Source organism: Hylemonella sp. GW821-FHT10B10 (assembly GCF_059415585.1).
The window spans coordinates 530,216-544,165 of record NZ_JBWKNN010000002.1 but is presented as its reverse complement, the minus strand read 5'-3'; the positions used below and the strand labels follow the sequence as shown (position 1 = coordinate 544,165).

Sequence of the window (13,950 nt, the reverse complement as noted above, 5' to 3'; positions counted from 1 at the left end):
CTCAGGCTTCGTCGGTGATGACATTGCGCAACACGCCCAGCCCGGTGATTTCGATTTCAATGACGTCGCCGGCCTTCATGTAGACCGGGGGCTCACGACGGTCTCCCACGCCGCCGGGTGTGCCAGTGGCGATCACGTCGCCCGGCGCCAGCGGCGTGAAGCCCGAGATGTACTCGATGAGAACGGGAAGCGTGAAGATCAGATCGGCCACCGAGGCTTTCTGCATGACCTGGCCGTTCAGGCGCGACTGCACCGTCAACTGCGTCACGTCCGGGATTTCCTCGCGCGTGGCCATGTAGGGACCGAAGGGGCCGGTGGCCGGAAAGTTCTTGCCTGGCGTCCACTGGTGCGTGTGGCGCTGCCAGTCGCGTGCGGTGCCGTCGTTGAAACAGGCATAGCCCGCGATGTGTTCGAAGGCCTGGGCCTGGGGGATGGCGCGTCCGCCCTTGCCGATGATCACGGCCAGCTCCGCCTCGAAGTCGAAGCGCTGCGTCTGTTTGGGCTTGGGCATGGGCGCGCCGTGGGCCAGCAGGCTGTCGGCGTAGCGCGTGAACATGGCCGGATGCTCGCTGTCGGTGCGCTTGGTCTCGGCCACATGGGACTTGTAGTTCAAGCCCACGCAAAGAATCTTGCCCGGGTTCGGGATGACCGGCAGCAGGCGGGCTTGTGCAGCCTGCACGGTGCGCCCCGATGTGCGCGCAGCGCGGTCCAGCTCTTGCAGCTGGGCTGCCGCAATCACCGACTTGAGGTCCGGGAACTGGGCTTCAAACGCTGCGGGCGCCTGAATCCAGGTCTGCTCATCCTTCCAGATGCCGTAGCTCGCACGGCCATCGATTTCAAAACTGACAAAGCTCATGGTCTGTTTCCTGGGGGCCGTCTGCGACGGCGGGGTTGTCTACAGGTCGGCAGTCTAGAAAGGGATGAGTCATCTGCATAGAATCTAATCTGAGATTTCAGAGTTGCCTAAATTGGCATAACAGAGGGCGTTTATGCAGATTCAGGATTTCCGTCTTTTCCTTGAGGTCGCCGAGCTGGGCAGCTTCACCAAGGTGGCAGCGCAGCGGCAGACCGTGCAGTCGCATATCAGTCGCCAGATCAGCGAGCTCGAAAAGCAGTGCGGGAGCCCCTTGTTCCGCCGTACCGGCCGGGGGGTGGCCTTGACTGAGTTCGGGCAGCATGTAGAGCGGCGTGCGCGGGCATGGCTGAGCAGTTGCGACGAGCTGTTTGCCGAGATTCGTCAGTCGTCCACAGTACCGATGGGTGAGGTCCGCATCGGGATCCTGCCCTCCGTGGCGCACCCCCTGATGACGCGTGTTTTCAGCAGGTTGCGGCAGGAATATCCCAGGATCGTGCTCAACGTCCGTGAGGGCCAGGGCGGCGAGCTCGATGCCATGCTGGATTCAGGTGGGGTGGACATGGCCATCTTGTTCCGGTTCGACAAACCGCGCAGTCCGGATGAAATCCTGCTGACGACGGTCCACACCTATCTGGTTTCCAGTCCGCAGGCGCCTGCCACTCGGGGGGAAACGGTGGACTTCAAGGCGCTGGAGAACCTACCCCTGGTGCTACCGCGACGCCCCGCCCATTGGAGATCCATTCTTGACGAGACCGCGCGCAGCCTGGGGTTCCATTTCCAGGCCGTGATCGGCGCCGATTCTTTGAGCTTGCAAAAAGAAGTGCTGATCGAAAACCACAATCTTTATGCATTGCTGGGACCTTTCTCCATAGACGAGGAGGTGAGCTCGGGCAAGTTGCGGGCCGCCAGGCTGGTCGCTCCGGATCTGAAACGTTATGTGACCCTGGCCCATCCCAAGTGGGGGCAGTTGACGCAGGCCAGCAGAATCGTGTCTCGCCTGATTCGCGAGACGGTGGAGACTTGGGGCGGACAGATGAAGCCGCCAGTGCACGGGGCTTGACGGGGGCTTCGACGCGCCCACCCCGGACGGCGGGGTGGGGCGTTCATCACCTGGCCAGATCTCCCATCTTGTTTTTTTCGCCGCACAAGACGAACGGCAGGGTTGCCTGCATTCATTGGCATACATGTTGCATGTCTACATGTATACAAGATCGAATGCAACAAGATGGTGCAGCTCAAACCCCCAGTTCCCCGTGCCCAAAGGCAGGGCCAGGCCGTAGGCGCGGCGCAAGCCTGGATCTCCCGTTATGAGACGACCTTGCCGGGTGGTACGGGGCCGCTGAGCGGTCTGCGCTTTGCGGTCAAGGACAACATCGACGCCGCCGGCCTGCCCACTACGGCCGCCTGTCAGGCCTTTGCCTACCAGCCTGCCGGGCATGCGGCCGTGGTGCACAAGCTGCTCGCGGCTGGTGCATCGCTGCTGGGCAAGACCAACCTGGATCAGTTCGCCTGCGGCCTGAACGGCACGCGCTCGCCCTGGGGGCCGGTGCCCAATGCCTTCGACGCTTCTTATGTCTCGGGCGGTTCCAGTTCGGGCTCGGCCCATGTGGTGGCCGTGGGTGAGGTGGACTTTGCACTGGGCACGGACACCGCGGGTTCGGGGCGTGTGCCCGCGGGCCTGAACAACATCGTCGGGCTCAAACCCTCCAAAGGGCTGATCAGCACACGCGGTGTGGTGCCGGCGGCGCAGAGTGTGGATTGCGTGTCCATCTTCGCGCGCAGCGTGGGCCTGGCGGCCCAGGTGCTGGAGGCGGCGCGGGGATACGACCCCCTGGACCCGTACTCGCGTGAACTCGAGATGGCGTCGCAGCCCTTCCCGGCGGCTTTCCGCTTTGGTGTGCCGGACCAGCTGGCGTTCTACGGCGACGCGCTGGCCGAGGCGGCTTACAAGGAAGCGCTGGCACAACTGAAGGCCCTCGGCGGCGTGGAGGTGCGCATCGACTTCTCGCCTTTCGTGCAGGCAGCTGCGCTGCTGTACGAAAGCGCCCTGGTGGCCGAGCGCTATGCGGCCATCCGGCCCTTCTTCGACGCGCATGAGAGCGAGGTCATGGAGCCGGTGCGCAGCATCATCGGCAAAGGCAAGGCCTACAGCGCGGCCGACCTGTATGAAACACAGACGCGGCTGCGCGCCTTGGGCCAGCGCGCTGCCGAAGTCTGGAAGGGCATGGATGTGCTGTGCGTGCCCACGGCGCCCACGCACTACACGATCGCGCAGATGCTGGCCGATCCCGTGGTGCTCAACCGCAACCTGGGCGCCTATACCAACTTCGTCAACCTGCTGGACTACGCGGCGCTGTCCGTGCCCAGCAGCATCCGCAAGGACGGCCTGCCTTTCGGCATCACGCTGATCGGCCCCTGCGCCAGCGATTGGCAGCTGGCGGAACTGGGCCAGCGTTTTCATCACGCCACCGGTCTCACGCAGGGCGCCACGGGTGAACGGCTGCCCGCACCCCAGCCCATCCCTGGCATACGCCCGTGCGCCACGGTGAAAGTGGCTGTGGTGGGTGCGCACCTCTCAGGCATGCCGCTCAACAAGCAACTCAGCGAACGGGGCGCACGCCTGCTGGCTACGGCCGAGACCGCGCCCGATTACCGTTTCTATGCCCTGGCCGGCACCGTGCCGCCTAAACCCGGCCTGCTGCGTGTGGCCGCGGGTCAGGGCGCGCGCATCCAGCTCGAGATATGGGAGATGCCGGTCGAGCATTACGGTTCCTTTGTTGCCCTCGTGCCCGCACCTCTGGGCATAGGCACCTTGCAGTTGTCCGACGGCAGCAGCGTGCAGGGCTTCCTGTGCGAGGCACAGGCCCTGCAGGGTGCGCAGGACATCACCCATTTCGGTGGCTGGCGCGCCTACCTGGCTTCGCTCCAGGGCGCGCAGGCCCCGCTGACCCATCCTTTCCCTTAACCACTGTGCAGGAGCGCTCCATGAAAAACCAGACCCCTCTGTCTCTGTCCGCCACCACGACGCGCCGCAAGCTCATGCAGGCCGGCGGCGCCGGCCTGGCGCTCGCAGCCCTGGGTGCACCGGCCCTGGTGCGTGCCCAGGGCGGCCCCAAGATCCGCATCGGCTACTGGCCCATCGCGGCCGGCTTGCCCTTCTATGCAGCGATCGAGAAGGGCTACTTCAAGGAAGCGGGCCTTGATGTGGAGGCCCTGCGTTTCGCCGGCGCCCAGCAGGTGATGGAGGCCGTGTTGTCCGACCGTGCCGACGGCACGGCCAACGGCACGGGCTCGGCCAACATCGCCATCGGTGAACTGGCCGCGCCGGGCACCTTCAAGATCTTCTGCTCCAACCCCAGCAACGTGAAGAACGTGCTGGACGAGATCATCGTCCCGGTGGCCAGCCCGGCCAAGACCATGGCCGATCTCGCCGGCAAACGCATCGGTTCCGGCCCCGGCATCCAGAACGTGACGCTGGCCAAGACCATCCTGGAGCGCGGCGGCGCCACCGGCGCGACCGTGGTGGAGTTGCCTATCGGCCAGCACGTGGCGGCGCTGGCCGCAGGCCAGCTCGATGGCTGCTACACCCTGGAGCCCACGGGCACCATCGGTCGCCTGAACGGCACCACCCGCGTGCTCGAAGCCGGCGTGATCGCCAAGTACGTGCTGGGCGACCCCATGGCCCCCTGGTTCGGCGGCTCGGCCTCGTTGTCCTCGGCCTTCATCAAGAAGCATCCGGAAGAGGCCAAGAAGTTCATCGCCGCCTATGGCAAGGGCGTGGCCTATGTGCGTGCCAACAACGTGGAGGCGCGCCAGTACATGAAAGGCTACACCGCCATCGAAGGCGCACTGACGGCCGAGGTGCCGCTGGCCGCCTACATGATGTACAACGAATTCAAGCCGGCCGACGTGGCCCACTTCCAGAAGTTCTTCGACCTGTTCGCGGAGAAGGGCATCTTCTCTTCGCGCCTGATGGTCGACACCATGCTCTACAAGGGTTGAGCATCATGGCGGACTCCACCACAGCCAGCGCCGCTACACCGGCTGCGCCCTGGTCCCCGCCGGCGGTGCCGGTGGCGGCCGCGCCGCGCAAGGTCAACTGGGGCAAGGCCCTGCCTTTCATCGGCCCGGTCCTGCTCTTCATCGTCTGGGACCTGACCGTGCGCCTCGGGGCCATCAAGCCCATCCTGCTGCCGCCCCCGGCCGAGACCGTGACCACACTGATCAACGGCCTGGCCGGAGGCCCGCTGCTCAAGGACTTCATCGTCACGCTGTGGCGCACCACGCAGGCCTTCCTGATCGCGGCCGTGGTGGGTGTGCCCCTGGGCGTGGTGCTGGGCAGCGCCGAGAAGGCCTACCGCAGCGTGGAGTTCCTGATCGACTTCTTCCGCTCCACACCGTCCTCGGCACTGATCCCGCTCTTCCTGATGATCTTCGGCGTGTCCGACATCAACAAGGTGGCCATCGCCGCCTTCGGCGCCCTGCTCATCGTGGTGTTCAACAGCGCCTACGGGGTGATCAACGCGCGCAAGCAGCGTGTGATGGCGGCCAAGGTCATGGGGGCCTCACGCTGGCAGATCTTCAAGGACGTGCTGGTCTGGGAGAGCCTGCAGCCCAGCTTCGTAGGCCTGCGCTCGGCGGTGTCCATGGCCCTGGTGATCGTGATCGTGGCCGAGATGTTCATCGGTTCCGACAGCGGGCTGGGCAACCGCATCATCAATTCGCAGCAGGTCATGAACGTGCGCGACATGTACGCGTCCATCCTGTCCGCGGGTGTGCTGGGTTACGCGCTCAACATCCTGTTTCTTGTTGCCGAACGTCGCATCGTGCACTGGAGTGGAAGATGAGTGAAGTCCTGAACGCCCCCGTGGTGGCCGACGTGCCCGTGCCGCCTTTCCAGCCCGGCCCTGCCGGTACCCACATCACCATCCGCGGCCTGACCAAGTACTTCGCTGGCTGGCCGCTGTACGAGAACTTCAATCTCGACATACCCAAGGGCAAGATCGTTTCGGTCTTCGGGCCCAATGGCTGCGGCAAGTCCACGCTGATCAACATGATCGCAGGGCTCATCCCCATCGACAGCGGCGAGATCCTGTTCGACGGCAAGTCGCTCAAGGACACCAAGATCGGTTACGTCTTCCAGAACTACCGCGAGGCCATGTTTCCCTGGATGCGGACCATCGACAACATCGCCTACCCGCTCAAGCTCGAAGGCAAGAGCAAGGCCGAGGTAGACCGGCGCATGGCCGAACTGGTGGCCAGCTTCGACGTCAAGTTCGATCTGAACCGCTACCCCTACGAGTTGTCAGGCGGCCAGCAGCAGACCGCGTCCATCATGCGGGCCCTGGCGCCCAAGCCCGAGGTGCTGTTCCTGGACGAGCCCTTCTCGGCGCTGGATTTCGAGATGACGCTCTTCATCCGCGAGAAGCTGCAGGAGGTGTTCATGCAGACCGGCACCACCATGCTGCTGGTCTCGCACGACCTGGAGGAGGCGGTCTACCTGGCCGATCAGGTGCTGCTGCTGACCAAGCGGCCCACCAAGGTGGCGGAGATCCTGCCCTACAACGATCCGCGGCCGCGCACGGTGGAGACGCTCTCCGAGCCCAGCTTCATCCGCACCAAGAAGCTCAGCCTGGAGATCTTCCAGCGCGAGGTGAGGCGCTGATGCCCACCACCCGTTCAGTCTTCGGGAGTGAGGTAGGCCTCAACCATGGCGCGGGTGAGTTTCAGGTGCGCGCGTTGCCAGTTCGGCTTCTGCAAGTCCTTGTTGAAGATGCGTGTGAGGGTAAAGGCATGGGCGCGGCCGTAGTAGGACAGGCTGACCATGGCCACGTAGAGGTGCAGGGCGTCCACGCCCCTGCGCACCTCGCCCGTGGCCGCGCCGCGCGCAAGCAGTTTACGGATCAGGTTCAGCACCGGCGTGGCCATTTCCGGTATCCGGCCCGAGCGCGCCAAGTGCCGGGCCTCGTTGAGGTTCTCGAAGGCCAGCAGCTTGCGCAGCTGGGGATGGGCGGCGAAGTGACCGGCCACGAAGTCGAAGATGCGCAGCAGCCCTTCCATCGGGGCCAGGGCGTCGGCGTCGAGCTGCAGTTCGTCATGCCGCAGATCGGCCAGCACGGTTTCCAGTACCACGACGTAGAGATCGTCCTTGCCGCCGAAGTAGTGGTAGAGCATGCGGATGTTGGTGCCCGCACTCTGTGCGATGCGGTCGGTGCGGGCGCCGCTGTAGCCGTGCGCGGAAAACTCGTCCACGGCGGCTTGCAGCAGGCGCGCGCGCGCGGCCACCGGGTCCCGCTTGGCAGGCGTTTTTTTCTTGGCCGCCTGGCGGCCGGGTGAAGCCGATGTCAAGACATACTCCCGTTCGTTTGCGTGAGGGCCACAGCCAGGTCCAGCAGGCGTTCGTCCTGCCCGGGGCCGGCGATGAAGGAAATGCCCACGGGCAGGCCTTCCACCTGCAGCAGCGGCAGTACGATCTGCGGCAGGCCGGCGTGACCGGCCAGGGCGCCGAGGGCCAGGGCGCGTTCATAAAAAGCACCGCGCTGTTCCCCGCTGGCGTTCAGCGGCAGGGCCACACCGGGCGCAGCGGGCAGCAGCCAGGCTTCGTCCGGGCCCAGGCGCGCGACGAGTTCGCGCCGCATCTCTGCACGCCAACGACGCCACGGTGCTTCCTGCTCAGGATCGAGCGCCAGCGCGCCTGCGAAGCGCGGCGCGATGGCGGGGCCGAAGGTGGGTTGCCGTTCGTGGATCCACGGGCCCAGCGCTGTACGTATCTCGATCCCCTGCAAAAAAGAATAAGCCTCCTGCGTTTCACGCCAGGGTTGCACGAAAGCCTGGCGCTTTGCCGTGATGCCGGCAGTGCGAGCCCAGATGTGCAAGGCTTGCGCCACCGCGGGCTCGGCGAGGGCCCAGGCGTCTTCGGCCAGACACAGGCGCAGGGGTCTGGTTTCGGCGGGCTCCTGCGTGCCGAGCAATACCCGGCCAGCGGCACGCAGGAGTTTCGCATCCCTCGCGAACCAGCCCACGGTGTCGTAGCTCTCGGCGAAAGGCAGCACACCGGCCAGTGCAATGCGGCCGTGCGTGGGGCGCATGGCGTGCACCCCACAGAAAGAAGCGGGCACACGCACCGAGCCGCCGGTGTCGGTGCCCAGGGCGAGATCGGCCTCGCGCCCGGCCACCGCCACGGCAGATCCGCTGGAGGAGCCACCGGGCAGGTGATCCGGGGCCGCGGGGTTGCGCGGTGTGCCGTCGAAGGTGTTCTCGCCTTCGAGGCTGAAGGCCAATTCGTCCGTCACCGTTTTGCCGATGACACGTGCGCCCGCGGCGCGCAGGGCCGCCACGCAGGGCGCGTCCTGGGTCGGTACTGCATGGCTCGCCGCCCAGTCCGGATTGCCGCAGCTCGTGGGCGTGCCGGCCAGATCGATCAGGTCCTTGACGGCGACGCGCACCCCGTCCAGCACACCCCTGCCTGTGGGCTCGCGCAATGCGCGCGGCCCGGGCACGAAGGCACCGGAAGGGGATGAGGATGCTTTCATCACTTGGGCAGCGCCTGCAGCACCTGCGTGGAGTCGGTCACGAAGCCGAAGCACTTCTTCACGTTCCAGACCGTGGCCTCGGCGCAGAAGGCGGGCGAGCTGGTGGCGCAGCAGTCCTCCAGCATGACGCAGCCGTAACCCAGGAAGTTCGCGTCGGTCAGGGTGTGCAACACGCACTGATCGGTGTTGCAGCCCGCGAAGAGGATGCTCTTGATGCCCAGGTTCTTGAGCATGCTGTCCAGCGGCGTGTCCCAGAAACCGCTGATGCGGTACTTGTCCACGCGGTAGTCGCCCTCGACCGGCTCGAGCTCGTCGATCACGGCCGCAGCCCAGGAATCCTTTTCCAGCACATTGCCGCCGCCACCTGGCAGCGGGTAACCCAGGCCCACGCCGGCACCGCCGTTGTCGTAGAGGTGGATCTGGTTGGGCGGCATATTGGCCAGGTCCGGGCGGTTGCCCCAGTTGACCCAGATCACGGGCACGCCGGACTGACGCAGCGCCGGCAGCAGTTTCTGCAGGGGTGCTATGGGCGTGCGGTCGGCCGTGTAGTCCAGGCCCAGGGAATCGACCCAGCCGCCCTTGGCGCAGAAGTCGTTTTGCAGATCAATGATGACGATGGCCGTGCGCCGCAGGTCCAGCACCACGTTTTGCGGCTGCGCAGCAATGCGCGCGCGGACCGGGGCGGGCGGCGCCATGGACATGTCGACTTCCTTTTCGTTCGCAACCCAGTAGTACTGGTGACCGAGGCCGAGGCTGCCCTTCGGGCGGTTGTCCGGCAGGTAGGGGTGACGTTTCATCGCAGCTCCTTTTGTGTGCGGGCTATGGGCATGCACTGCCGCAATCTGGTGCGCACGCACCAATCGCGAGCCGTTCCCGGTGTCAAAAGCGCCTTTTCACTGGCACTGTTATTGCAGAGCATGGTCGTGTAAGTAATTAATTAGTTACCTCACTCAACACTTAAGCGAAAGGTATGCCATGAAATCCACGTTCACGTCCCGTCGCCATTTCACCCTCGCCGCCACCGCAGCCGCGGTCCTGGCGCTGTCGCCCCTGGCGCAGGCCGCCGACCCGCTGGCGGTCGGCATCCTGATCCCCGGCTCCAAGTCCGACAAGGGCTGGATGGAATCCGGCTACGACGGCCTGGTGGCCGCGCAGAAGGAGTTCGGCGACAAGATCAAGGTGCAGATGATCGAGAACATCAACTACGCCGACATGGAGCAGGCCCTGACCAACCTGGCCAGCAAGAACGCGCTGGTGATTGGCGTGGGTGGCCAGACCCAGGCCGCCGTGCTCAAGGTGTCCAAGCGTTTCCCCAAGACCAAGTTCTCCATCGTCGGTGGCAACAAGGGTGAGGACCTGGCCAACGTGGCCGGGTACGACGTGAAACAGGCCGAGATCGCCTTCGTGGCCGGCGCCGCTGCCGCGATGCTGTCCAAGAACGGTGCCGTGAGCTACGTGGGCGGCATGGAGATCCCTTCCATCGTGAACGCAGGCAAGGAATTCGGCAACGGCGCCAAGTACATCAACCCCAAGATCAAGTACTTCGAGAACTACACGGGTGACTTCGACAACGTGGCCAAGTCCAAGGAGGCCACGCTGGCGGCCATCGCCCAGGGCGCCGATGTGCACTATCACATCCTGAACCTGGGCCTGCGCGGCATGGAGCAGGCGGCCAAGGAGAAGGGCACCAAGATCGTCGGCAGCTACACCGACCGCTGCGGCAGCGACCCGCTGTACCCGGCCTACAGCATCACGGGTGTGGGCTACCAGGTGCAGTACGCCATCTCCGAGTCCGTCAAGGGCACGTGGAAGGCTGGCTACAAGGCCTTCGGCCTGGCCATGGGTCCCCAGGCGTCCGACATGGTCGTCTGCGGCGCCACGCCCGCGATGAAGACCAAGCTGGAGGAGATCAAGAAGGACATCCTCAACGGCAAGATCAAGGTGCTGGAGGGCTGATCGTCATGCGCACCGAGGCTGCCACCGGTCCCGGCGCGGCGTCCGCGGACGTCGCGCCCCTGCTGCGGATCGAGCGCCTCGGCAAGCGCTTCGGTTCCCTGCAGGCGCTGGCGGAGGTTTCGTTGGCGCTGATGCCGGGTGAGGTGCATTGCCTGCTGGGCGAGAACGGCGCGGGCAAGTCCACGTTGTGCAACCTGGTGTTCGGTGTGCACAGCCCGGACGCCGGGCACATGGTGCTGGACGGTAAGCCCTACATGCCCCATTCACCGGCCGATGCGCTGAACCACGGTATTGCCATGGTCCACCAGCACTTCAGCCTGGTGCCGGACCTGACGGTGGTGGACAACATGCTGCTGGGCCAGTCGCGTGGCGTGCTCGACCGCCTGGCCTGTGCAGCCAAGCTGGAGACCATGCGCGAACGCTACGGCCTCGCGCTGGACCCCTATGCGCGCATCCAGGATCTGTCGGTGGGCGAGCGCCAGCGCGTGGAGATCGTCAAGTGTCTGGTGCGCGAGCCCCGCTTGCTGGTGCTGGACGAACCCACGGCCGTGCTGCTGCCCGCGGAGATCGAGGCCCTGCTCGCCGTCTGCGAACGCGTGGCGGCGCAGGGCTGCGGTGTCGTGCTGGTCACGCACAAGCTGGCCGAGATCCGCCTGGTGGCGCGCCGCGCCACCGTGTTGCGTGGGGGGCGGGTGGTGGCGCGCTCCGATGCGCCGGCGCAGGAGATCGACATGCTGGTGCGCGCCATGATCCAGCGTGATCTGCAGGCACCTGCGGGCGCCATGACGCAAGAGCGGGTTGTGAAGCAGGTGGCGCATGAGAGCCTGCCGCCGCGCGAGATGGCGTTGCTGGCCGACGGCCTTACCGTGCGCGACGCCGACGGCGTGCTGCGCCTGGACAATTTCACCTTGATGGTGGCGCCGGGCGAGATCGTCGCCGTGGCCGGGGTGGAGGGCAATGGCCAGAGCGAACTCGGCGCGGTGCTCTCGGGCATGCTCAAGCCCACCGAAGGACGGTTCCATATCTTCGGTGTAGAGATGACGGGCGAGAGCCCCAAGACTTTGACGGCCGCCGGCTGCGGCGTGGTACCCGAAGACCGCCACGCCCTGGCCTGTGTCACGGGCATGAACGTGGCCGAGAACATGATGCTGGACCGACTCAGCCGTTTTCGCAAATACGGATTGCTGGACCGTGAGGCCTTGAACCGAGCGGCGCGTGAACTGATGCAACGTTTTGACGTGCGCGCCGCGGGTCCCGAGGTGGCCTTCGGCGGCCTGTCCGGCGGCAACCAGCAGAAGGCCGTGCTGGCGCGCGAGCTCACGCTCGACCCGTTGCGTTTCCTGCTCGCGGCCCAGCCCACACGGGGCCTGGACGTGGGCGCGGTGGAGGCCATCTACGGCCACATCCGCGCGGTGGCAGCGCGCGGCGTCGGGGTGCTGCTGATTTCATCGGAACTGGAAGAACTGCTGGCCGTGGCCGACCGCATCGTCGTGCTCTACCGCGGCCGCCTCATGGGCACGTGCAAGGCCGATCCGGCCGAGCGCCCGCGCATCGGTGCCTGGATGGCGGGGCAGGCTGCGGCCAACCTGCAAGAGGAGGCTCTCGCATGAGCGCTGCATTGACTTTGTGGCGCACCGTGCGGCCCGGCCCCGCGCTGGGCATGTCGGTGGCCGCCGTGGCCCTGGCCCTGCTGATCGGTGCGCTGATGGTGGCGCTCATGGGTGTGCCCGTGGGCGAGGCGGTGGCCGCGTTCGCCGACGGAGCCTGGGGATCGCCTTACGCCCTGGCGGCCTCGATCAACCGTGCGCTGGTCTTCATGCTGGTCGGCCTGGGTTTTGTGCTGGCCGAACGCGCCAGCCTCACCAATGTGGGCGGCGAAGGGCAGATCGCCGTGGGCGGCATCACCGCCACGGCCTTCGCCCTCTGGCCGCCGGTGGCGGGACTGCCTTTCGGCCTGGCTTTCATCGTGCCCATGCTCGGGGCCTGCCTGGCGGGCGCCCTGTGGGGCGGCATCGCGGGCGTGCTCAAGGTCAAGGCCGGTACCAACGAGGTGATTGCCACGTTGCTGCTGTCCTTCATCGCGGTGTGGCTGGTCTACGGCAGTGTGCAGAGCGAGCAGCTGCTGCGCCGGCCCATGACAACGTCGGCCACCCTGCCCGAGTCGCTGGAGATCCCCCTGCCCACGCAGTTGCCGTTGCTGCTGGGCGATGCCTCGGTGCCGCTGCATGCGGGCCTGCCCATCGGCCTGGTTTTTGCGGTCGTCGTGGCCGTGGTGCTGGGCTTCACGGTGCTGGGCCTGCGCCTGCGCGCAACCGGCCTCAACGCGCGCGCTGCACGGCGTGCGGGCATGGCGGTGGACCGGCTCACGGTGGGTGTGCTCTGCGCTGCCGGCGCGCTGGGCGGCCTGGCCGGGGCCTGCATGCTGCAGGGTGAGCAGTACACGCTGAAGGCGGGCTTCTCGTCTGGTTACGGTTTCGACGGCCTGGTCGTGGGCCTGCTTGCGCGGGGCTCGGTGCCCGGTGTGATCGCCGGTTCCTTGCTGTTCGGCTTCCTGCGTTCGGGGGGCATCAATATGGAAATGGTGGCGCAGGTGCCGACTGCGCTGGTGGTGGTGATCCAGGGCCTGATCATCGTGATCCTGGCCGGCGCGGCGCTCGCCATCCAGCGCATGGAGGCCCGCCAATGATCGAACCTGAACTCGCCGCCGTCTTCGTCGGCTCCAGTATCCGCCTGGCCGCGCCCCTGCTGCTGGCCGCCACGGGCGAACTCGTGAGCGAACGCGCGGGCGTGCTCAATATGAGCGTGGAGGGCATGATGCTCACGGGCGCCTTCGCGGGGGCCGTGGGTTCCTGGGCCACGGGCTCGCCTGTGATCGGCCTGGTCTTGGGTGTGCTGTGTGTGCTGCCCATCGCCTGGCTGCAGGCCTTCCTGAGCATCACGCTGCGCGCCAACCAGATCGTCACAGGCATCGGCATCAACATCCTGGTGCTGGGCGCCACCACCCTGGGTTACCGGGCGCTGTTTGGCAGCCGCTCGCGCGCCGAGATCCCGGGCCTGGACAAATGGGCTCCGCCGGGCCTGGCCGACATCCCGGTGCTGGGTGAGCATGTGTTCCACCAGACCTGGCTGCTCTACGGGGCTGTGTTGCTGGTGATCGCTGTGGCCTGGGTCATGCGCTCGACTGCGCTGGGCCTGGCGGTGCATGCAGCAGGCACGGCGCCGCAGGCTGCGGCGAATTCGGGGCTCAAGGTCACGCGCATCCGCTACGGCGCGGTGCTCTTCACGGGTTTCATGTCGGCGCTGGCCGGTTGTTTTCTGTCGATCGGTGACATCCACACCTTCACCGAAGGCATGACCAGCGGCGCGGGTTACCTCGCCATCGCCGCGGTGATCTTCGGCAACTGGAAGCTGGGCCGCACCCTGCTGGCTTGCGGCCTTTTCGGCGCGGCGACGGCCTTGCAGTTCCAGCTGCCCGCCATGGGCGTGCAGGTGCCCAGCGCCCTGCTCATCATGCTGCCCTATGTGCTGGCGCTGCTGGCCGTGGGCGGCCTGGTGGGTCGGCAGATCGCGCCCGCCGCGTTGACACGGCCCTACACCGGCCACTGA

General features: G+C 66.2%; 13 protein-coding genes. 9 read left to right on the top strand and 4 right to left on the bottom strand.

Translation table 11 applies throughout. The features are described from left to right. Position 1 precedes the first annotated feature (1 nt). Positions 2 to 856: a fumarylacetoacetate hydrolase family protein gene (locus AC07NT_RS12780; RefSeq protein ID WP_498598665.1), complete on the bottom strand. Its 855-nt coding sequence runs from the start codon at positions 854 to 856 to the stop codon at positions 2 to 4. A 133-nt stretch (positions 857 to 989) separates the two neighbouring features. Here AC07NT_RS12780 and AC07NT_RS12775 point away from each other — a divergent pair, with 133 nt between their 5' ends. From AC07NT_RS12775 to AC07NT_RS12755, 5 genes are all read left to right on the top strand, one after another. Beyond that, positions 990 to 1,916 carry a LysR family transcriptional regulator gene (locus AC07NT_RS12775; RefSeq protein ID WP_498598666.1) on the top strand — a complete coding sequence of 309 codons (927 nt, stop codon included), beginning with the start codon at positions 990 to 992 and terminating at the stop codon, positions 1,914 to 1,916. Between the two features lie 165 nt (positions 1,917 to 2,081). Next, entirely contained in the window at positions 2,082 to 3,821 is a 1,740-nt protein-coding gene (gene atzF / locus AC07NT_RS12770) for an allophanate hydrolase (RefSeq protein WP_498598667.1), read from the top strand. Positions 3,822 to 3,841: 20 nt separating this feature from the next. Continuing rightward, positions 3,842 to 4,858, top strand: a complete 1,017-nt coding sequence (locus tag AC07NT_RS12765; protein ID WP_498598668.1) for an ABC transporter substrate-binding protein — start codon at positions 3,842 to 3,844, stop codon at positions 4,856 to 4,858. A gap of 5 nt (positions 4,859 to 4,863) precedes the next feature. Beyond that, complete coding sequence (locus AC07NT_RS12760; protein WP_498598669.1) at positions 4,864 to 5,703, top strand: ABC transporter permease; 840 nt, start codon at positions 4,864 to 4,866, stop codon at positions 5,701 to 5,703. Beyond that, a complete protein-coding gene (locus AC07NT_RS12755; RefSeq protein ID WP_498598670.1) occupies positions 5,700 to 6,521 on the top strand; it encodes an ABC transporter ATP-binding protein in 822 nt (273 codons plus the stop codon). The genes AC07NT_RS12760 and AC07NT_RS12755 overlap by 4 nt, the downstream gene beginning before the upstream one ends. 14 nt (positions 6,522 to 6,535) lie before the next feature. On the opposite strand, the gene AC07NT_RS12750 is transcribed toward AC07NT_RS12755, so the two are convergent. The 3 genes from AC07NT_RS12750 to AC07NT_RS12740 are packed head-to-tail and all read right to left on the bottom strand — an operon-like array spanning position 6,536 to position 9,185. After that, on the bottom strand, positions 6,536 to 7,204 hold the full coding sequence (locus tag AC07NT_RS12750; RefSeq protein ID WP_498598671.1) for a TetR/AcrR family transcriptional regulator: 669 nt from the start codon (positions 7,202 to 7,204) through the stop codon (positions 6,536 to 6,538). Further along, a complete protein-coding gene (locus AC07NT_RS12745) occupies positions 7,201 to 8,388 on the bottom strand; it encodes an amidase (RefSeq protein ID WP_498598672.1) in 1,188 nt (395 codons plus the stop codon). Before AC07NT_RS12745 ends, AC07NT_RS12750 begins: the two co-directional genes overlap by 4 nt. Further along, entirely contained in the window at positions 8,388 to 9,185 is a 798-nt protein-coding gene (locus tag AC07NT_RS12740; RefSeq protein WP_498598673.1) for a cysteine hydrolase family protein, read from the bottom strand. Before AC07NT_RS12740 ends, AC07NT_RS12745 begins: the two co-directional genes overlap by 1 nt. Before the next feature lie 178 nt (positions 9,186 to 9,363). Between AC07NT_RS12740 and AC07NT_RS12735 the strand changes: the two genes are divergently transcribed. From AC07NT_RS12735 to AC07NT_RS12720, 4 genes are read left to right on the top strand one after another with little or no spacing between them, the layout of a single operon-like run. Continuing rightward, the gene (locus AC07NT_RS12735; protein ID WP_498598674.1) at positions 9,364 to 10,344 is read left to right on the top strand and encodes a BMP family protein; all 981 of its coding nucleotides are present in this window, start codon (positions 9,364 to 9,366) and stop codon (positions 10,342 to 10,344) included. 5 nt (positions 10,345 to 10,349) lie between these two features. After that, entirely contained in the window at positions 10,350 to 11,954 is a 1,605-nt protein-coding gene (locus tag AC07NT_RS12730) for an ABC transporter ATP-binding protein (RefSeq protein WP_498598675.1), read from the top strand. Next, a complete protein-coding gene (locus tag AC07NT_RS12725) occupies positions 11,951 to 13,030 on the top strand; it encodes an ABC transporter permease (protein WP_498598676.1) in 1,080 nt (359 codons plus the stop codon). The genes AC07NT_RS12730 and AC07NT_RS12725 overlap by 4 nt, the downstream gene beginning before the upstream one ends. Then, positions 13,027 to 13,950 carry an ABC transporter permease gene (locus AC07NT_RS12720; protein ID WP_498598677.1) on the top strand — a complete coding sequence of 308 codons (924 nt, stop codon included), beginning with the start codon at positions 13,027 to 13,029 and terminating at the stop codon, positions 13,948 to 13,950. Before AC07NT_RS12725 ends, AC07NT_RS12720 begins: the two co-directional genes overlap by 4 nt.

What these genes read in the sequence shown, in the direction of transcription:
- AC07NT_RS12730 (WP_498598675.1), top strand. Translation starts at nt 10,350, where the DNA reads ATGCGCACCGAGGCTGCCACCGGTCCCGGCGCGGCGTCCGCGGACGTC.
- AC07NT_RS12755 (WP_498598670.1), top strand. Translation starts at nt 5,700, where the DNA reads ATGAGTGAAGTCCTGAACGCCCCCGTGGTGGCCGACGTGCCCGTGCCG.
- atzF (WP_498598667.1), top strand. Translation starts at nt 2,082, where the DNA reads ATGGTGCAGCTCAAACCCCCAGTTCCCCGTGCCCAAAGGCAGGGCCAG.
- AC07NT_RS12720 (WP_498598677.1), top strand. Translation starts at nt 13,027, where the DNA reads ATGATCGAACCTGAACTCGCCGCCGTCTTCGTCGGCTCCAGTATCCGC.
- AC07NT_RS12780 (WP_498598665.1), bottom strand. Translation starts at nt 856, where the DNA reads ATGAGCTTTGTCAGTTTTGAAATCGATGGCCGTGCGAGCTACGGCATC.
- AC07NT_RS12725 (WP_498598676.1), top strand. Translation starts at nt 11,951, where the DNA reads ATGAGCGCTGCATTGACTTTGTGGCGCACCGTGCGGCCCGGCCCCGCG.
- AC07NT_RS12760 (WP_498598669.1), top strand. Translation starts at nt 4,864, where the DNA reads ATGGCGGACTCCACCACAGCCAGCGCCGCTACACCGGCTGCGCCCTGG.
- AC07NT_RS12745 (WP_498598672.1), bottom strand. Translation starts at nt 8,388, where the DNA reads ATGAAAGCATCCTCATCCCCTTCCGGTGCCTTCGTGCCCGGGCCGCGC.
- AC07NT_RS12775 (WP_498598666.1), top strand. Translation starts at nt 990, where the DNA reads ATGCAGATTCAGGATTTCCGTCTTTTCCTTGAGGTCGCCGAGCTGGGC.
- AC07NT_RS12735 (WP_498598674.1), top strand. Translation starts at nt 9,364, where the DNA reads ATGAAATCCACGTTCACGTCCCGTCGCCATTTCACCCTCGCCGCCACC.
- AC07NT_RS12740 (WP_498598673.1), bottom strand. Translation starts at nt 9,185, where the DNA reads ATGAAACGTCACCCCTACCTGCCGGACAACCGCCCGAAGGGCAGCCTC.
- AC07NT_RS12765 (WP_498598668.1), top strand. Translation starts at nt 3,842, where the DNA reads ATGAAAAACCAGACCCCTCTGTCTCTGTCCGCCACCACGACGCGCCGC.